The following is a 17,962-nucleotide window of genomic DNA, read 5'->3' on the forward strand; positions in this document are numbered from 1 at the left end:
TGGAGTTTTTATGAAGAAAATCAGGCTGGGTTTGATACTAAGTTTTATCGCAATTACAGGATTACTGATTAATTTGGCATTGAATATTTATGCCTATTTTTATATCGATCCGGTTTCATCCTCCCCACTGGAAGAAGGCTGGTGGTCTGTGTGGCTTCCGAGCTACTTGGTTTGGATGCTATTTTTAACGGTCGCTTCGTTTCTTGGGGTTAAGCTAAAGGATTAATTCGGTTCTTCAGAGTTCTCAAGCCCTTCATTGCTGTTTAGTTTTTCGGGGATTTGTTGTATTTGATCATCAATTTCTTGCTCTTGGGCATTTTCCGGTGCTTCAGTACTCTCCTGATCTTCAACAGTTTCCGATTCTTCAGTGTTATCCTGACTTTCGGTCATCTCCTGAATAAACTGCGGCGCTAGACGCTCATACAGGCTTTCTTGTCCTTCGGTATTCTCTGGTTGTTGAGTGTCGTCGGCATCTTCAATGTTCTGCTGATCTTCGATTGGCTCCTGAAAGAACGGTGGTTTAAGACGCTCAAGCAGACTTTCTCGTTCATCAATACTGGCTTCAACGGTAAAGCGCTTTATGCCGATCAGCTGTCCTGAGTCAGTGACCACTTTAACCTGCCATTTACCTATCGGATCTTTGGGGAAATTCAATTTTTGCGTCCAGGCCCGATAGCCTTGTTCACTGCCGCCTTCGATATTTAGTGTGATTCGATCGACTTGTTTACCGTTATGGATCCACAGGTGATGAATTTTTTCCTGTAAACCGCGCGGAGCGCGGATAGCGGTCCAAGCATATATGCCATCGCGTTTCAGGGACTGCACATCAATGCGATCAATGTGGATGCTGTGGGTTCGTTGTTCACGATCAACCTGTTGTACCAAATTAAACTCAGTCAATCGCAAAGCTGCAGGAGGCACTAAGCTTGGTACTTGCCATAAGCCAGCGGCTAAAGCGGCCAACATTAGTGCCATTAACGGTCGACGCCACCAGCGGCCATTGGCAACAAACTTCACTAAACTCGGCAGACTGAACAGCAAGGAAGCAATCAATGCGAACGCCAGACTCTGTCCTGTGGTTAGTTGCAGCAAGATGGGCAGTGCGACCAGTAATACGGCAAATAAAGCCAGGGCATGAAAAATAACAAACAGCGAGCGGCGTGGCGCGAGCTGTTTGTAATACAGTGGATCAATTACCGATATCAACGCACATAAAATCAGTAATCCGGTAAATCCGGCCTGAGTGTGATTCCAGGTAGTGACGGCAAGGAAAAACGGTAAGGCAAAAAATAGACTTTCCTGATGTACCAGCTGTGTCACGTAGTGCATTAGCGCGGGTGGGATATTAAAGCCAAAGCGGTTTTTGAAGCTTTCTCTTAGCCAGTTTTCCAGTACCAGAAAAACCCAGCTGACCAACATCAGAATAGCGATAACCTGCGCCAGCGATTCTTTGCGTTCCACCAGAAAATAACTGGCCACACCAGAAATAAAACCAATCGCCGCAATCAGCCAAGGCCAGCGTTTCGCTAATTCAATCAGCGAAAATAATAATGATTTTAATGTGGCCATTTGGGCTGGAGTACCGGTGAGTAAAAAAGCAAAACAGCGATCATCAGTAAGTTATAACTGTTATTTGAAAGCAACTGATTCCCTGAAATAGTTACAGTTCGCTACGGGCGATTTGAATGGCTTTTTTAACCTGTTGTGGCGCTGTGCCACCCAGATGATTGCGAGCTGCCACTGAGCCTTCAAGTGTTAATACAGAAAATACATCATCGCCGATTTGATCACTAAATTGCTGCAGTTCCTGCAGTGTTAACGCCGACAAATCTTTTTGCTGTTTGATGGCAAAGGCGACTGACAAGCCAACCACTTCATGCGCATCACGGAAAGCAACGCCTTTTCGCACCAGATAATCTGCCAGATCGGTAGCGGTCGCATAACCTTTCAGAGCCGCCAGACGCATATTGTCTTTTTTGACGGTAATCACCGACAGCATATCGGCGTAGACACGTAACGAGCCAAGCAAGGTGTCGATAGTGTCAAACAGCGGTTCTTTATCTTCCTGGTTATCTTTGTTGTATGCCAACGGCTGGTTTTTCATCAAAGTCAGCAGATTAAACAGGTTGCCATAGACCCTGCTGGTTTTACCGCGGACTAATTCGGGTACATCTGGGTTTTTCTTTTGCGGCATGATTGATGAGCCGGTACAAAAGGCATCTCCCAGATCGACAAAATCAAACTGGGCTGAGGACCAGATAATCAGTTCTTCTGAGAATCGTGATAGGTGCATCATCAGTAGCGAGGCGAAACTGTTAAATTCAATGGCAAAATCACGATCACTGACCGCATCCAGCGAGTTGCGACAGATACGTTCAAAGCCAAGCAGTTCAGCCGTGTATTCACGATCTATTGGAAAGGTTGTTCCGGCCAGTGCGGCAGCGCCTAATGGCAGACTGTTGACCCGTTTAGTGCAGTCATCCAGGCGTTCCAAATCACGGGTCAGCATTTCAAACCAGGCCAGCATATGGTGGCCAAAGGTGACTGGTTGAGCAGTTTGCAGATGGGTAAAGCCAGGCATGATGGTATCGAATTCACGTTCCGCCACATCCAGCAATGTAGAACGCAGTCGCTGTAATTCACTGCGAATAGGCACAATCATGTCACGCAGATACAAACGTACATCGGTTGCCACCTGATCATTACGTGAGCGGCCGGTATGCAGTTTTTTGCCGACTTCGCCAATCAGTTTGATCAGTCTGGACTCGATATTCATATGCACATCTTCCTGTGCAATCGACCATTCAAATTGATCGTTATCGATTTCGCTTTCAATCTGCTGTAAACCATCAATGATTTGATCGCGTTCAGTTGCTGTCAGCACATCGACTTTGCACAGCATGGTGGCATGAGCGATAGAACCCTGAATATCCTGCCGGTACATGCGTTTATCAAAGGTGACTGAGGCAGTGAACTCCTCAACAAACTTATTGGTGGGTTGCGTGAGACGAGCTGAAGAAAGCTTTTTATCGGATGCGGTCATGGCACGGGCCTGTGATTGCTGGCAGAAAAAGACCGCATTATAACGCGGCTGTTCGTGGATCCGCAGGGGAAAATGTTAGAATCAGCGACACTCTTAATTATTAACTGGTGTTTGTTTCATGAGTCAACGTACCGTTCGTATTGCCACCCGTCGCAGCCCACTTGCCATCTGGCAGGCTGAATTTGTTCGCGACAGTCTGTTGGCGCTTGATCCTCATTTAAATATTGAACTGGTCCGTATTAAAACGCAGGGAGATATTATTCTCGATACCCCGCTGGCCAAAGTCGGTGGCAAGGGCTTGTTTGTCAAAGAGCTGGAACAAAGCATGTTGGCCGGTGAAGCGGATATTGCGGTGCATTCGATGAAAGATGTGCCGGTGGAGTTTCCCGAAGGTCTGCATTTACCGGTTATTTGTGAACGCCATGATCCACATGATGCGTTTGTTTCCAATCACTTTGAAAACGTTGATGATTTGCCACAGGGTGCTGTTGTAGGCACTTCCAGTCTGCGCCGGGAATGTCAGCTGCGTCACTATCGCCCAGATCTGAAAATCGTACCGCTACGTGGCAATGTAAACACTCGGTTGGCCAAACTGGATGCAGGCAATTTTGATGCGATTATTCTGGCCAAAGCTGGGTTAGAGAGGCTGGGTTTTGATGAGCGTATCCGCAGTGCCTTAACACCAGAGCAAAGTCTGCCTGCGATTGGACAGGGCGCTTTGGGCATTGAAACTCGCATTAATGATGAGGCAATGAATGCATTAATTGCCCCGCTTAATTGTGATCTGACCTCCATTACGGTTAGAGCCGAACGCGCATTAAATCGCAGATTAAAAGGTGGCTGTCAGGTACCTATCGGTGGCTATGCGATGTTAAATGGCGATGATATTTGGCTGAGGGGGCTGGTTGGACGTCCTGATGGCACTGAAATGCTGCAGCAGGAGATTCGCGGTAAAGCCAGCGAAGCCGAACAACTTGGGTTGGCTCTGGGAGAGATGTTGTTAAATCAGGGTGCGGACAAAATTCTGGCCGATGTTTATGGTGCCTAATCGTTCAGTCCTACCATTGAAAGGCCGCAGAATTTTAGTAACACGACCATTTCATCAGGCGGCAGGACTGGTTGAGCTCATTGAGCAGCAGGGTGGAGATGCTATCGTGTTTCCAGTCATTGAAATCGCTGCCAATGATGTTAAAGAATGGAGTGAATGGCATCCGCTACAAACCAATTGGCTGGTATTTGTCAGTCGAAATGCTGTCGAACATTTTCTGCAGGGTAGTCCACAAACGCTACCAGCTCATATTAAATTGGCTGCTGCAGGTGAAGGTACCGCACAAACAATGCGGGAAAATAGATTAACCGTTGATTTACAACCTGAACTGTCAAACGGCAGTGAAGGTTTGCTGCAATTGCCTGAATGGCAACAAATGGACCAGCAGCATGTCGTAATTGTGCGGGGTGACGGTGGACGCGAGCTGATGGCTGAAACCTTGCGCGCCAGAGGTGCTAAGATAAGTTATCTGGAAGTTTACCGCCGCCAATTGCCAACGGTATCAGCCGATCTTCAACAACAAGCCTGTTCAGCTGATTGGCTGACAGCGACGAGTGCCAATGGTGTCACAAACCTGTTAAGTTTATTATCAACGAACTGTCCGGAAATTCTGCAAAAACCGTTAGTGGTGGTCAGTGAACGAATTAAGGCTTTTGCGATTGAAAAAGGATTCAAACAAGTGCATGTCAGTCTAGATGCCAGTGATGGTGCAATCATTCAGCGACTTATAGAAATGGGATCAGATCATGGAGCCTAACAGCAAATCTGAGCAGGTCGAAAAGCCCGCTAAAAAAACTGAAAAAAATGCTTCAGCTACACCAAAAACGGCACTTTCTGCAAAATGGGTGCTGCTAATTATTTTAGCGATATTGATAACGTTACCCGGGGTAGGTGCACTTTGGCTGGTATGGCAGCAGAAGCAGCAGCTGGTGGAAGTGGAAAGCCGCCTTGATGGAATTACCGAACTTGAGACCGATATATCACAACTAGCAAATAGCCAACGCCAGTTAGACAGTCAATTGTCGTCATTAAAACAATCACAGCTGGAACAAGGTGACGTACTGACTAAGTTGCAAAACCAGTCACCTTTGAGCAGTGATGAGATTGAACTTGAATGGGCTCTGGCCGAAATTAAGTATCTGTTGAATCTAGCGAATCAGCGGGCCTTGCTGGCGAAAGATACCAGTGGTGCAGCGCTTGCCTTGTCGTTGGCCGATCAACAGATCCGTGAAATTGGTGACTATCGTATGCAGCCGTTGCGTGAGCTGATTGCTGAAGAGACGTTAGCACTTGAGGCGGCCGGAGACACCGATGTGGCTGGAATTGCTGCCGATATGCTGGGTTTAATTGGATCAATAGATAAGCTGCGGGTAGTCACTGGCCCTAAACAATCTTTTTACGATGAAACTGAAGAAGTGACCCAGCCTTCGGCATGGCGTGAAGCGGTTACTAACATCTGGGCTCAAATACGTTCATTAGTTGTTATACGACAGCAGCAGGATGCTCCAGCAGCCGTATTAATGCCTGAACAACGTTATTTTTTGTATCAGAATTTACGCTTGCAACTTGAAACAGCTCGTTTTTCAGCGCTTTCGGGCAACCAGAAAATGTTTGAGCAGAGCCTTCAGTCAACCATTAGCTGGTTGGAGCAATATTTTGTTGGTGACCATCGCGATGCCATGTTGGAAAGTCTACAAAATATGCAAAATCAGGCAATCAGTATTGAGACCCCGGATATTTCAGGTTCATTACGTTGGCTCAAAGGGTTTGAACCATGAAATGGTTGATTATTATTGCAATTGCGCTGGCGTTGGGTGGCGTTTTTGTTTGGTTAGCTAATTTCGAGCCCGGCTTTGTTTTGGTGCAGTACGGACAGTGGACGCTGGAAACTTCACTGATTGTGTTTACGGTGGCTTGGTTGCTTCTGTTGTTAGTGGTTTATATGATGTTACGCAGTTTGGCGATAATAAAAAATACACCAAACCGCTTGGCGCAATGGCAGGAACACCAGCGGCATAAACGTGCCACTAAAGCCTTAACCAATGGGTTGATTACACTTGAAGAAGGTCGTTGGGCAGAAGCTGAACGGTTGCTTTTGCGTCATGCTGGCAACAGTGAAACACCGTTATTGCATTATTTAGCTGCTGCACGAGCTGCTCAGAAACAACAAGCGCCAGAACGCCGCGATTCTTATTTGAAGTTAGCTCATGAAACCACGCCAAGTGCGGATATCGCTGTCGGGGTGGTGCAGGCAGAATTACAGCTTTCAGCAGGACAAAAAGAGCAGGCATTAGCCACCTTGCAACATCTGCGTGAAGTCGCGCCTAAACATCCCTATGTTTTGCAGTTGTTGCAGCAGTTGTATCAGGAAACTGATCAATGGCAGGAAGTACAATCTGTTTTACCTGATTTGCGTAAACGTCATGTATTAGATGCCAGTTCGGCTAATGCCCTATCCGCTGAAGCTACAGTCGGGCAGTTGCAAAATGCATTGATACGTCAGGAATGGCAGCGAATGGAACAGATCTGGCTACAATCTCCCGCGAAAATAAGACAATCAGAACACGTGTTGAAAACCTATGTAAACGGCTTGTTATTACAGGGTGAACAACAACAGGCGATGCTATTGATTGAAGAATATTTGCGTAAAAACTGGAGTGATGCGCTGATTTACCAATATGGAAAAATTCTGCATGGCAGCTTGTTAAAACGGTTGGCGACGGCAGAAAAATGGTTAAAACAACGTGAAGAAAATCCCTGGTTATTGCTGACGTTGGGAAGACTGGCACAGGCCAATAAGTTATGGGCTAAAGCAGAAGCTTATTTGCGAGCCAGTATTGAGCATGGTCCTAGGGGAGAAACCTATCAAGCGCTGGCAGAAGTATTAATGGCGCAGGATAAACGTGATGCCGCGGCCAATATTTACAAGCAGGGTCTGGATGTGATGTTGCAGAACAATCCAAATAAAGTGATCTAGTCAGACTGGCTTAGGGAAATACAAAAACGGCGCTTAAGGCGCCGTTTTTGTATGGAGTTAAATCGTTACAGCCGCATCGGCATAACTACATATTGCCGAGTAAATTTTGGATCATTCGGGGTAATCAAAGCACTGCTATTTTCATCAGTAAATAGCAGTTTGACCTTGTTATCCGGAATGGCATTAAGCAGATCCAACAGGTAAGCATTATTAAAGGCGATTTCCAAATCAGGACCGCTGTATTCCACAGCCAGTTCTTCTTCAGCAGATTCCTGTTCCTGATTGGTAACAGTGGCTTTAAGCAGATTGTTACTGAGGTTCAGCTTCACACTACGATGTTTGTCATTGGCCAGAATTGAAGCGCGTGATAAGGCCTGTTTAAGCTCATCTCGTTCCGCAATCACTTCCTTATCTCCGCCTACGGGCAGAACACGTTCATAGTTAGGAAATTGCCCATCAATCAGCTTGGACGTGAAATGCATATCCGGCAGTTCAACTTTGAGCTGCTGTGGGCTGATCGCTAAAGTTACGTTATCTGCGACATCACCTAATAAACGCCCGAGTTCCAAAATGGCTTTGCGCGGCACAATAACACTGTGCTTTTCATTGGTCTTTTCAGCTGTCTCAATACTGCCAAGCGCCAGCCTATGGCCATCAGTTGCTACGGCACGCAAAATGTTGTCTTCACGTTCCAGTAATAAACCATTGAGGTAATAACGCACATCCTGGCTGGCCATGGCAAAACTGGTTTCGTCGAGTAAATCTTTTAACGCAGCTTGGGGAACAGTAAGTTGATCAAGGTAATTGGCACCTTCGCTATCAGGAAAATCGGTGGCCGGTAGGGTGGCTAATGAAAAACGACTTTTACCGGCTCGAACTAGAGATTTGTTGTCTTCAGCTTGAAAACTGATGGTGGCGTTAGCGGGTAAAGCGCGAACGATGTCCAGTAATTTACGTGCTGAGACAGTAATTTCGCCCTCTTTTTCGACAGCAACTGGCAGTGTTGCAATCATTTCCAATTCCATATCGGTACTGGTCATGGTGAGCTGCTGTCCGCGACACCGTAACAAAATATTAGACAAAATAGGTAGGGTGGAGCGCCGTTCAACGATGCTGCACACCAGTTGTAAGGGACGGGCAATAATGTCTTGGCTCACAGTAAATTGCATGATGTCTCTCTCGGCTAGCTGGATAAAGTTCGAAGTAAATTACGGTAATCTTCCGCAATGCGACTATCAGTTTCTTTCAGTTCTACTACTTTACGACAAGCATGCAGAACAGTGGTGTGATCACGTCCACCAAAAGCATCGCCTATTTCCGGCAAGCTGTGACTGGTGAGCTCTTTTGCCAGCGCCATTGCTATTTGTCTTGGACGAGCAACTGAACGAGTACGTTTTTTTGCCAGTAAATCTGATACTCGAATTTTGAAGTATTCTGCAACAGTTTTCTGAATACTTTCCAGTGTTACGAGTTTCTGATGCAAAGCTAGCAGATCTTTTAATGCATCCTGCGCCATTTCAATCGACAACGGTTGGTTGGTAAACCGTGAAAAAGCCATCACTCGTTGTAAGGCACCTTCCAGATCGCGGACATTGGATTTAATACGTTTGGCAATAAAAAAGGCCACATCATCCGGTAGGGTAATCAGGTTTTGTTGCGCTTTTTTAATTAAAATCGCGACGCGGGTTTCCAGCTCTGGTGGTTCAATGGCGATGGTCAGTCCCCAACCTAATCGCGACTGCAGACGCTCATCCAGGTTTTCTACTTCTTTTGGGAAACGATCACAGGTCAGAATGATTTGCCGTTGACCTTCCAGCAGACTGTTAAAGGTATAAAAGAACTCTTCCTGGGAACGTTCTTTTTTGGCAAAAAACTGGATGTCATCAATTAATAACGCATCGGCACTACGATAATGCGCTTTAAATTGATCAATCGCGTTATTGCGCAGGGCGGTAATCATGTCCTGAACAAATCGTTCAGAGGACAGATAAATGACACGTGCTTTGGGGTTATTTTGGCGAATTTTATTACCGACGGCCAGCATCAAGTGCGTTTTGCCAAGCCCAGTTCCACCATACAAAAATAACGGATTATAGCCAGAAGTACCTGGAGCTTCTGCCACGTGTAACGAAGCAGCACGAGCAATCTGATTAGATTTACCTTCGACATAGTTATCAAAGGTAAACAGTGGATTCATTGGGCTGCCAATGGCAGGTGTGGGTTCAGCTTCAGAAAGTGATATTGATGCTGGAGCTTTATCGGTGGTTTTGACACGGCGTTTAGTTTTTTCTGCGGAAATGGAATCTTTGGTGCCAACTTCAATTTCAATTTTGCTAATGTTGCCGTTGGTCAAACCTTTAATCAGCGCATTAATTTGTTGTTCTAGTTGCTCGTGTACCCAGGCTTTTACATATGGGTTTGGCGCTAACAGGCGGAGACTATCTTCAGTTTCGATGGCTTGCAGTGGCCGTAACCATGTATTCAGCTGTTGTGCCGAAAGATCACCTTCGAGATGGGATAGGCATTTTTCCCAAAGGGGTGAAGACACAGCAACTCCTTGACTAATATAAGGTTTGATAAAGCAGACTAACTAACTGCAGGCTCGTTACGTGATAGTATAGCGTGTCAGACAGGGCATCTAAAGTTATCTGCATGCAGTTCGTTTGGCAAGTAAAATAATGTAGAGCGTTGAATGAATGCGGTTTGACTTGTTATGCCTGCAAACTCTATAATCCCAGGTCTTTTGCCCCGGCTGTTTCCGTTCGCGAGACGCTTACCGGCTGCAAAACTATTGTTATTCCTGGAGTTGGTGAAATGAAAAGAACTTTTCAGCCTAGTAATCTGAAGCGCAAACGTACCCATGGTTTCCGCGCACGCATGAAAACTGTCGGCGGCCGTCGTGTTATTAATGCCCGTAGAGCCAAAGGCCGCGCAAAACTTTCTGTTTAATTCTCTCTGTTTTCAGGGGGAGCATGACTTGGCCACTTTTAGCCGGGCCATGAAAATGAACAACCCGGGAGACTTTACCCGGGTTTTTCGTCAGGGAAAGCGCACTGGTGGCGGTGGCCTGACAATCCTTAGCGTTGAAAACTCAGTCGGACATTCCCGATTGGGCCTGGCAATCGCAAAGAAGCATCTCAAACTGGCCAGTCAGCGTAACCGGGTAAAGCGGATCATCCGGGAATCATTCCGGCAACATCAATCTGCTTTAGCTAATTTCGATATTGTGGTGTTATCTCGTCCTGATATTAATCAGCGGGATTCATCTCAATTATGGTCAGCATTGGAGCGACATTGGTTAACCGTGGTGGCACAATGGCAAAAATCCTAATCGCTTTTGTTCGTGCGTATCGCTTTCTATTAAGCCCGTTCATGGGCATGCATTGTCGTTTCCAACCTACTTGTTCCCAATATATGATTGAAGCCATTCAAACACATGGCTCGCTTCGTGGTGTGTGGCTCGGTTTACGCCGAATCTCATGCTGTCATCCTTGGCACGCCGGCGGCGTGGATCCTGTTCCTGAACTAAAGACAAAAAAACACAATGGATAACCTCAGAACTCTGTTTATTTTTGGCCTGTTAATTGTTTCTCTGTTGTTGTGGGAGGCTTGGCAAAATGACTATGTGCGTCCTCAACAGGTTGCAACTCAAAACAATGCTAACCAGCCTACTGTTGAGAATGACCAGGCCCAGAATGACTTGCCGGAATTACCGACAGTGACGGCAGATGGAGTACCTGCTTTGCCGGAAAGTGAACAAGTCGCTACCAGTTCAGCGAATCTGCTCCGTGTTAAAACGGATGTTATTGATGCCACTATCGACTTACGTGGTGCAGATATCCGCCAACTGGCTTTACTGAAATATCCGGTAGATGTGAAGATGCCTGATAAGCCAGTAGAATTTTTGAATGACAGCCGCAACCACTTCTTTGTGACCCAGTCGGGTTTGAGGGCTGAAGGTGATGCGCCAACCCATTACGAAACCTATACCGCTGAACAATCTGAATATGTCATGGGTGATAACGCTGATAGCCTGAGCGTACCTATGCGTTGGGAATCAGATAATGGTTTGACGATTATTAAAACCTATACATTTACTCGTGACAGTTACTTGGTCAACGTCACTTATCAAATTGAAAATCAGTCCGGCGAACGATTTTCTGCCTATCCTTACGCGCAATTTAATCGTAACCAACCCGAAGACGATAGTTTCATGATTTACACCTATACCGGTGCCGTTTTTTCCAGCGCGGGTAATGAATATGAAAAAGTGGATTTTGGTGAATTAGAGAAAAATGATTTTCGTCGTGACGTGAATGGTGGTTGGGCGGCGATGATTCAGCATTACTTCGTAGCGGCTTTTATTCCGGCTGAGCCATTACAGGAAATCAGCCTTTACGGAAAATCCATTAACAACACCAACTATACCGCGGGTATCCGGTTTCCTGTGGTAGTTGCTGAAGCGGGTGAGCAAGCTCAAACCTCATATAAAATTTATCTTGGCCCCAAAGAACATAAGCGTTTGGAACCGATCGCCGACAATCTGGATCTGACAGTCGATTACGGTATTTTGACGATTATTTCCAAGCCGTTGTTCATCGTTATGGAATGGCTGCACAAATTGACCGGTAACTGGGGTTGGTCAATTGTGTTACTGACGATTCTGATCAAGCTGGCCTTTTATAAGTTGTCTGCAGCCAGTTATCGCTCAATGGCATCCATGCGTAAATTGACACCAAAACTCGCGACGCTGAAAGAACGTTATGGTGATGATAAGCAAAAATTTAATCAGGCGATGATGGACTTGTATCGCACTGAAAAAATTAATCCGCTGGGTGGCTGTTTGCCTATCCTGGTGCAAATGCCCGTATTTTTAGCCTTTTATTGGGTGTTGGTGGAAAGTATTGAACTGCGTCAGGCAGACTTCATTTTATGGATTCACGACCTTACCGCAATGGATCCGTATTTCATTCTGCCGGTATTGTTTGGTTTATCGATGTGGTTCCAACAAAAACTGAACCCGACGCCTCAAGACCCTGCCCAAGCGATGATGATGAAGATCTTCCCGATCGTCTTCACCGTATTTTTTGCCTTCTTCCCAGCGGGGCTGGTGCTGTATTGGGTTGTCAATAATCTTCTGTCAATTGCTCAACAATGGTATATCACGCGCAAAATGGGTGCTTTATAGCATCCATCGCCCAATACCTGTGAATGCCAGTGTTTACACAAAGTAAACGGCACTATTTATGACTGAAATCTACACCGATACTATCGTAGCCATTGCCACCGCGCCCGGCCGCGGTGGTGTCGGTGTTGTGCGTTTATCAGGACCTAAAAGTGCACAGATTGCTGAGCAAATCTGCGGCAAACTCGATAAACCCCGCCAAGCAAAATTCACCCACTTTCGAGCAGCTGATAAAGAGATCATCGACAGCGGCATCGCATTGTATTTTGCCGCACCAGCCTCATTTACTGGTGAGCATGTTGTTGAGTTGCAAGGTCATGGCAGTCCTCTGGTGATGGATAGGCTCTGTCAGAGAGCGATTGATCTTGGTGCCCGTATGGCACGTCCCGGTGAATTTTCGGAACGCGCATTTCTTAATGGCAAAATGGATTTGGCTCAAGCTGAAGCCGTAGCCGATTTAATTGAAAGCTCCACCGAGCAAGCCGCGCGTAGTGCGATGCGCTCCTTACAAGGCGAGTTTTCCAAAAAGGTTAATGACTTTCTGCAAGAACTAACCTATCTAAGAATGTTTGTCGAAGCGGCCATTGATTTTGCTGATGAAGAAATTGATTTTTTAGGTGAGGCTCAAGTCGATAAACAATTGCAGCAACTGCTCGCAACCTTGGCAGGGATACAAAATAGTGCGCGCCAAGGTCGATTATTACGCGAGGGTATCAGCGTGGTATTGGCTGGCCAACCCAATGCTGGAAAATCCAGTTTGCATAATCGTCTGGCAGGCCATGATGCAGCAATTGTCACCGAAGTTGCAGGCACTACTCGTGATGTCTTGCGCGAGCAAATCCATTTAGGTGGTTTACCGCTACGAATTTCTGACACAGCAGGCTTGCATGATGCAACAGATGATATTGTCGAGTTGGAAGGCATTCGACGCACTCAAAATGAATTAGCACAAGCGGATCATATTCTGTTGCTGATTGATGATCAGTTGGGAATGACTGAGCAGGATGAAAAAATCCTGGCGGCGTTACCAGCAGATAAAGCATTTACCTTGATTCGTAATAAAATCGATCAGAGTGGACATGCGCCTGAAATAACGGTCGAAAACTCCAAGCCGGTGGTTTACCTGTCAGCGAAAAATGGCAATGGCATGGATTTGTTGACGCAGCACTTATGTGAAGTGGTGGGCTTCCATCCTGAAGAAGAAGGGGTGTTCATGGCACGCCGCAGACACTTAGATGCGTTGCAACGTGCCCAACAAGCGATTGAAGCGGGTTATCAGTGCTTAACCGGAATGGGTGCAGGAGAATTACTTGCTGAAGAGTTACGCATTGCTCAAACAGCTTTGGGCGAAATCACTGGAACCTTCACTACGGAAGACTTGCTGGATCAAATCTTTTCTAGCTTTTGTATCGGCAAGTGATGGTTGCTTATGTATGCCAAGTTTCCAAATCAAGACACCCAAATCAGTGCTCTACATGAAGTCCGGCATCAACAAATCCTCAAATTAGTTCAGCAAAGTGGTGCCAAACAAGTATTAGATTTAGGCTGTGGCTCCGGTAATTTTCTCTGGCAGTTACTTCAGAAAACCCAAATTGAACACGCTATCGGTGTTGAACAATCCAGTTTATCTTTACTACAAGCGCGTGAAAAACTGTCAGTCTATCTAAACCAAACACCCTGTCGGTTAAGGCTAATTAACGCATCTTATGCTGAGCCACATCCGGATCTGTATGGTTTTCCGTTGGCGGTTATGATTGAAACCATCGAGCATGTTGCGTCAAAACGGTTATCACAAGTTGAACAAAATGTTTTTGCAGAAATGCGGCCAGAACAAATTATCCTGACGACACCAAACAGTGAATATAACCCCTTATATGGCCTGTATTCAGGAGAGTTTCGAGATCCGGATCATCAATTTGAATGGACTCGGCAGAAATTTCAACAGTGGGCGAGAGGTGTTGCTGCGCGTCATAATTATGAAGTACATTTTTCAGGAATTGGGAAGGCAGATCTGCAATTAGGTTCACCCACCCAGATGGCGGTATTTCAGCAGCTTTGAAACTCAACTGTCATGGAATTGCCACTGAAATGACATAGCCTTTACGGCATGAATTGGTCATTGCGTTACAATGTTTTAACCCTTCCCTCAGGCAAACCCAAACTAATTAGGAGCCGGCATGCTACGCCTATACAAAATTGCTCATGGCTTAATTAAGGAAATCAAAGTTGATGGCGAGGTATTGGGGCATCATTTAAAAGAAGCCGACTGGATTGATGCGTTAGAGCCCGATGATGATGAACGCGCATTACTCGCTACTTTGTTCAGCGATGAAGTACCCGATGTCGATGATGTAGAAGAAATTGAGGCGTCAGCTCGGTGCTTTACCGATCAGGATGGTCTGCATGTGCATTCATTATTTCTGGGGTACTCAGAAGGGCGACATCACACGGTTTCGGTGGCGTTTATTTTGCAGCCGGATAGACTGATTGCCATTCGTGATGGCGAATTAAGTGATTTTCGATTATTACGGATGCGTGCTCGCCGTGGGCAAGTCAGTTGTGAAACACCCACTGATTTATTGATTACCTTGTTGGAACAAAAAGTCGAAAATCATGCCGATAATCTGGAAGATATTCATCGCCAGCTAGAACGTGTCAGTCATCTGGTTTTAGAAGATGAAAGTGCCGATTTGGAGGATGCGATCAGTCAGTTAGCGCGTTTGGAAGACAGTAATGGAAAAATCCGTTTATGTTTAATGGATACCCAACGGGATATTTCATTCTTGTTGCGTCACTTAAGAGAGCCGGGTGCATCACGGGAAACCTTATATGAGATATTGCGAGATTTGGAGACATTGATGTCGCATACGACATTTTTATTCGATAAGATAAATTTCTTGATGGATTCCACCCAGGGTTTTATCAATATTCAGCAGGCGCAGATCATTAAAACGTTCTCGATTGCCGCGGTGGTATTTCTACCACCAACATTAATTGCCAGTATTTATGGAATGAATTTTAAATATATGCCCGAGCTGGATTGGAGCTTTGGCTATCCATTTGCTATTGGTTTAATGGTGGCAGCAGGCATGGCCCCATATCTTTATTTCAAACGTAAAGGTTGGTTGTAAAATCTTCATAGGAGTAACAGAGATGAGTCGACATTTTGATAAAGCAGAGGGATTGAGCGAACAACATGATCCGGCGACACATGATTATGTGTTTAACCAAACGATGTTCCGTATTAAAGATCCCCAGCGTACCTTGAAGTTTTATTCTGAAGTGATGGGCATGACGCTAATCAAACGTTTTGATTTTCCAGAAATGCAGTTCACCTTATATTTCATGGCGGCTATTTCGCCGGAGCAACGTCAGGATTGGTCGGAAGACAATGATGAGCGCATCAAACAAACCTTTGCCCGTCCAGCTATGCTGGAATTAACTCATAACTGGGGTGATGAGGACAAAGATGAGGTTGCTTATCATAACGGTAATAGTGAACCACGTGGCTTTGGCCATATCGGTTTTGCAGTGCCGGATATTGACGCCGCTTGTGAGCGATTTGAAACCTTTGGTGTGCCGTTTATTAAACGACCTAATGATGGCAAGATGAAAGGTATTGCTTTTATTCAAGATCCTGATGGCTATTGGATCGAAATCTTTACCCCTGATCGTCAGCCGTTTTTGCTGAAAGATCATCTGGCTTAGGCTCTTCTGTTTTATTAGAGCCAACTCCCAGCGGAGGACTGGCAAAAACCTGTACACGTTCTGGTAGTTTTTTGGCTTCGTACATCGCTTCGTCAGCATAACGAACCAATTGCATGGCGTTACTGCCATGCAGGGGGTATAAAGCGATGCCAATACTGACACCGATTTGCAGAATTTTGCCATCCACTTCATAAGCAATGCTCAGACAACTACAGATTTTCTCTGCTGTTTGCTGGGCATTCGCCACATGGTGAACATTTTGTAACAGTACGACAAATTCATCGCCGCCAATGCGTCCGACCACATCTGCACCACGAAGACATTGGCGGATTCGGTTGGCCACTTGTTGTAATAATAAATCGCCGATAGCGTGGCCATGTTGGTCATTTACCGGTTTAAAATTATCCAAATCCAGAAATAAAACGGCTAAAGCCTGCTGCTCACGCTGGCTTAACACAATGGCTTGATTCAGATGTTCGGTAAAACTAGCGCGATTAGGCAAGCCCGTCAGAGTATCGTGGTGCGCCAAATGTGACATACGTTGCATCATCAACTTATGTTCAGTGATATCCCGGGCAATGCCAGTGTAGGAGCCTACATCGCCTTTTTTATCAAATAATGGCGATGCATTACTTCGATGCCAACACCAATGCCCATTGAAGTGTTTTATCCGGTATTCAATACCGCTGTGTTTTTCTCCACTGTGTTGCACTTGTTGTAAAAAATTGTGGCAAGCAGACACATCATCTGGATGGACAAAATCTTCAAAATGTTTACCGATCACATCGGTAATTGGATGACCTAGAATTTCAGTCCAGTTCGGTGATACATAAGTTAGTATGCCGTCGAGCGACAACGAATAGATGATGTCATTGGCATTTTCAACAAAAGCTCGAAACTTTATCTCGCTCTCATTAAGCGCAGTTTCATAGTTTTTGCGATGAGTGATGTCATTGCCATAGCCGGTCCAGACAATTGTGCCATCGGCTTGCCAGATAGGGGTGTCATAGGCCTCTATCCAGATAGTACGACCATTTTTGAGAATCATTCGAAACTCACTGTGCCAAGCACTGGCAGTTTCAGCGGATTCGATGCTCTCATTGATTACACGTTGATAATCATCTGGATGGATCATTTTCAGCAATAATGAAGCATCTTCAGCCACTTGTTGCTGAGTCACCCCAAAAAGTTTCTCTACTCTGGGGCTGGTATAGCTGTAATGAAATTTGCCATCTGGAGACAGACAAAGTTGATAGATAAAGCCTGGTAAATAGGGTGATACGGCACGTAAATGGGCGAGTAAGTCGTTGCCAGTAAGCGAAGTTAAAGCCTGCTGGTCATCGGATGGAGATTGCGTCATGCCTAATTAACACCATGTATTTTTAATCAATAATATGCTGATGCAGGCACGGCTTCAAGCATTTAAATGACTACAAACGATTGCTCAGTTACTCCACGCTACAGGAAGATCTGCTTTCAGATGATCAATAAATACGCGGGTGCGACGTGATAAGTGTCCATATGGATACATCAACCAGATAGGTAAGGCGGGTCCATTCCATTCTGGTAAGCAACGCTGTAAAACCTGAGAAGTATTTTTTAGTTTTAATTCAGCCAGCCAGTCTGGGTAAAAACCTAAGCCTTTGCCACGAGCAATTGCATCCGCCTGCATCACAAATTGATCTGCTGACATACGCGATGGTCTGGCGGGTAATTTAAATGTTTTTTCGTGAGGATTTTTAAGTGAAATTTCCTCTGTTGATTGCTTTAAGGTATCAACCCATTCATGTTCAATCAGTTGACGAGGATGATTGATTTCAGCAGCTTGCTGGAGATAGTCAGGACTAGCATAAATTCCTTGGCTGAGGTGTCTCAGACACTCCTGACGTAAACCATTTTCGTTGATGTTACCCAACCACAAGGTGACAGATTCCCCTACGGTTGCCTGAGGAAGATTAAAGCCGGTTCGCATTTTGAGATGCAGCTTGGGATGTTCAGTCA

At 45.5% G+C, this 17,962-nt stretch carries 19 protein-coding genes; 13 read left to right on the forward strand and 6 right to left on the reverse strand.

Annotated elements, in window-relative coordinates:
- The first annotated feature begins 10 nt into the window (after nucleotides 1-10).
- Nucleotides 11-226, forward strand: coding sequence for a hypothetical protein (locus ACN0V2_RS03330; RefSeq protein ID WP_417549367.1), 216 nt, complete (start codon nucleotides 11-13; stop codon nucleotides 224-226).
- Here the strand turns inward: ACN0V2_RS03330 and ACN0V2_RS03335 are convergent.
- Together ACN0V2_RS03335 and argH are read right to left on the reverse strand one after the other, a co-directional pair.
- Entirely contained in the window at nucleotides 223-1,569 is a 1,347-nt protein-coding gene (locus ACN0V2_RS03335; RefSeq protein WP_417549368.1) for a DUF5924 family protein, read from the reverse strand. The genes ACN0V2_RS03330 and ACN0V2_RS03335 overlap by 4 nt on opposite strands.
- A gap of 91 nt (nucleotides 1,570-1,660) precedes the next feature.
- On the reverse strand, nucleotides 1,661-3,043 hold the full coding sequence (gene argH / locus ACN0V2_RS03340; protein ID WP_417549369.1) for an argininosuccinate lyase: 1,383 nt from the start codon (nucleotides 3,041-3,043) through the stop codon (nucleotides 1,661-1,663).
- Nucleotides 3,044-3,161: 118 nt separating this feature from the next.
- Between argH and hemC the strand changes: the two genes are divergently transcribed.
- The 4 genes from hemC to ACN0V2_RS03360 are packed head-to-tail and all read left to right on the forward strand — an operon-like array spanning nucleotide 3,162 to nucleotide 7,068.
- Complete coding sequence (gene hemC / locus ACN0V2_RS03345; protein WP_417549370.1) at nucleotides 3,162-4,091, forward strand: hydroxymethylbilane synthase; 930 nt, start codon at nucleotides 3,162-3,164, stop codon at nucleotides 4,089-4,091.
- Entirely contained in the window at nucleotides 4,081-4,848 is a 768-nt protein-coding gene (locus tag ACN0V2_RS03350) for a uroporphyrinogen-III synthase (RefSeq protein ID WP_417549371.1), read from the forward strand. Before hemC ends, ACN0V2_RS03350 begins: the two co-directional genes overlap by 11 nt.
- Nucleotides 4,838-5,869, forward strand: a complete 1,032-nt coding sequence (locus ACN0V2_RS03355; protein ID WP_417549372.1) for a uroporphyrinogen-III C-methyltransferase — start codon at nucleotides 4,838-4,840, stop codon at nucleotides 5,867-5,869. Before ACN0V2_RS03350 ends, ACN0V2_RS03355 begins: the two co-directional genes overlap by 11 nt.
- Nucleotides 5,866-7,068, forward strand: a complete 1,203-nt coding sequence (locus tag ACN0V2_RS03360; RefSeq protein ID WP_417549373.1) for a heme biosynthesis HemY N-terminal domain-containing protein — start codon at nucleotides 5,866-5,868, stop codon at nucleotides 7,066-7,068. Before ACN0V2_RS03355 ends, ACN0V2_RS03360 begins: the two co-directional genes overlap by 4 nt.
- Nucleotides 7,069-7,133: 65 nt before the next feature.
- Here ACN0V2_RS03360 and dnaN read toward each other — a convergent pair whose 3' ends face one another.
- Nucleotides 7,134-8,237, reverse strand: coding sequence for a DNA polymerase III subunit beta (gene dnaN / locus ACN0V2_RS03365; protein WP_417549374.1), 1,104 nt, complete (start codon nucleotides 8,235-8,237; stop codon nucleotides 7,134-7,136).
- Between the two features lie 14 nt (nucleotides 8,238-8,251).
- Nucleotides 8,252-9,616 (reverse strand): chromosomal replication initiator protein DnaA, encoded by a 1,365-nt coding sequence (dnaA, locus tag ACN0V2_RS03370; RefSeq protein ID WP_417549375.1) that lies wholly within the window; start codon nucleotides 9,614-9,616, stop codon nucleotides 8,252-8,254.
- 266 nt (nucleotides 9,617-9,882) lie between these two features.
- On the opposite strand from dnaA, the gene rpmH reads away from it, so the two are divergent.
- The 8 genes from rpmH (at nucleotide 9,883) to gloA (ending at nucleotide 15,961) form a co-directional block, all read left to right on the forward strand.
- Nucleotides 9,883-10,017: a 50S ribosomal protein L34 gene (gene rpmH / locus ACN0V2_RS03375; protein WP_036311011.1), complete on the forward strand. Its 135-nt coding sequence runs from the start codon at nucleotides 9,883-9,885 to the stop codon at nucleotides 10,015-10,017.
- 28 nt (nucleotides 10,018-10,045) lie between these two features.
- Nucleotides 10,046-10,399 carry a ribonuclease P protein component gene (gene rnpA / locus ACN0V2_RS03380; RefSeq protein ID WP_417549376.1) on the forward strand — a complete coding sequence of 118 codons (354 nt, stop codon included), beginning with the start codon at nucleotides 10,046-10,048 and terminating at the stop codon, nucleotides 10,397-10,399.
- A 47-nt stretch (nucleotides 10,400-10,446) separates the two neighbouring features.
- Nucleotides 10,447-10,620, forward strand: a complete 174-nt coding sequence (gene yidD, locus ACN0V2_RS03385) for a membrane protein insertion efficiency factor YidD (RefSeq protein ID WP_349677665.1) — start codon at nucleotides 10,447-10,449, stop codon at nucleotides 10,618-10,620.
- Nucleotides 10,613-12,256 (forward strand): membrane protein insertase YidC, encoded by a 1,644-nt coding sequence (yidC, locus tag ACN0V2_RS03390; protein WP_417549377.1) that lies wholly within the window; start codon nucleotides 10,613-10,615, stop codon nucleotides 12,254-12,256. Before yidD ends, yidC begins: the two co-directional genes overlap by 8 nt.
- A gap of 58 nt (nucleotides 12,257-12,314) precedes the next feature.
- Entirely contained in the window at nucleotides 12,315-13,673 is a 1,359-nt protein-coding gene (gene mnmE / locus ACN0V2_RS03395) for a tRNA uridine-5-carboxymethylaminomethyl(34) synthesis GTPase MnmE (RefSeq protein ID WP_417549378.1), read from the forward strand.
- Between the two features lie 9 nt (nucleotides 13,674-13,682).
- Nucleotides 13,683-14,312, forward strand: coding sequence for a methyltransferase (locus ACN0V2_RS03400; RefSeq protein ID WP_417549379.1), 630 nt, complete (start codon nucleotides 13,683-13,685; stop codon nucleotides 14,310-14,312).
- Nucleotides 14,313-14,430: 118 nt separating this feature from the next.
- On the forward strand, nucleotides 14,431-15,384 hold the full coding sequence (gene corA, locus ACN0V2_RS03405) for a magnesium/cobalt transporter CorA (RefSeq protein ID WP_417549380.1): 954 nt from the start codon (nucleotides 14,431-14,433) through the stop codon (nucleotides 15,382-15,384).
- A 22-nt stretch (nucleotides 15,385-15,406) separates the two neighbouring features.
- Nucleotides 15,407-15,961, forward strand: coding sequence for a lactoylglutathione lyase (gene gloA / locus ACN0V2_RS03410; RefSeq protein ID WP_417549381.1), 555 nt, complete (start codon nucleotides 15,407-15,409; stop codon nucleotides 15,959-15,961).
- Here gloA and ACN0V2_RS03415 read toward each other — a convergent pair.
- Complete coding sequence (locus ACN0V2_RS03415) at nucleotides 15,915-17,321, reverse strand: diguanylate cyclase domain-containing protein (protein ID WP_417549382.1); 1,407 nt, start codon at nucleotides 17,319-17,321, stop codon at nucleotides 15,915-15,917. The genes gloA and ACN0V2_RS03415 overlap by 47 nt on opposite strands.
- A gap of 84 nt (nucleotides 17,322-17,405) precedes the next feature.
- On the reverse strand, nucleotides 17,406-17,962 hold a 557-nt coding region (locus tag ACN0V2_RS03420; RefSeq protein ID WP_417549383.1), incomplete at its 5' end, for a LysR substrate-binding domain-containing protein.

Origin of the sequence: Methylophaga sp. (assembly GCF_048266885.1) — a bacterium.
Classification (GTDB): Bacteria; Pseudomonadota; Gammaproteobacteria; order Nitrosococcales; family Methylophagaceae; genus Methylophaga.

Coding starts and splice junctions, on each gene's coding strand:
- ACN0V2_RS03330 (WP_417549367.1), top strand. CDS start 11: ATGAAGAAAATCAGGCTGGGTTTGATACTAAGTTTTATCGCAATTACA.
- ACN0V2_RS03335 (WP_417549368.1), bottom strand. CDS start 1,569: ATGGCCACATTAAAATCATTATTATTTTCGCTGATTGAATTAGCGAAA.
- argH (WP_417549369.1), bottom strand. CDS start 3,043: ATGACCGCATCCGATAAAAAGCTTTCTTCAGCTCGTCTCACGCAACCC.
- hemC (WP_417549370.1), top strand. CDS start 3,162: ATGAGTCAACGTACCGTTCGTATTGCCACCCGTCGCAGCCCACTTGCC.
- ACN0V2_RS03350 (WP_417549371.1), top strand. CDS start 4,081: ATGGTGCCTAATCGTTCAGTCCTACCATTGAAAGGCCGCAGAATTTTA.
- ACN0V2_RS03355 (WP_417549372.1), top strand. CDS start 4,838: ATGGAGCCTAACAGCAAATCTGAGCAGGTCGAAAAGCCCGCTAAAAAA.
- ACN0V2_RS03360 (WP_417549373.1), top strand. CDS start 5,866: ATGAAATGGTTGATTATTATTGCAATTGCGCTGGCGTTGGGTGGCGTT.
- dnaN (WP_417549374.1), bottom strand. CDS start 8,237: ATGCAATTTACTGTGAGCCAAGACATTATTGCCCGTCCCTTACAACTG.
- rpmH (WP_036311011.1), top strand. CDS start 9,883: ATGAAAAGAACTTTTCAGCCTAGTAATCTGAAGCGCAAACGTACCCAT.
- yidD (WP_349677665.1), top strand. CDS start 10,447: ATGCATTGTCGTTTCCAACCTACTTGTTCCCAATATATGATTGAAGCC.
- yidC (WP_417549377.1), top strand. CDS start 10,613: ATGGATAACCTCAGAACTCTGTTTATTTTTGGCCTGTTAATTGTTTCT.
- mnmE (WP_417549378.1), top strand. CDS start 12,315: ATGACTGAAATCTACACCGATACTATCGTAGCCATTGCCACCGCGCCC.
- ACN0V2_RS03400 (WP_417549379.1), top strand. CDS start 13,683: ATGTATGCCAAGTTTCCAAATCAAGACACCCAAATCAGTGCTCTACAT.
- corA (WP_417549380.1), top strand. CDS start 14,431: ATGCTACGCCTATACAAAATTGCTCATGGCTTAATTAAGGAAATCAAA.
- gloA (WP_417549381.1), top strand. CDS start 15,407: ATGAGTCGACATTTTGATAAAGCAGAGGGATTGAGCGAACAACATGAT.
- ACN0V2_RS03415 (WP_417549382.1), bottom strand. CDS start 17,321: ATGACGCAATCTCCATCCGATGACCAGCAGGCTTTAACTTCGCTTACT.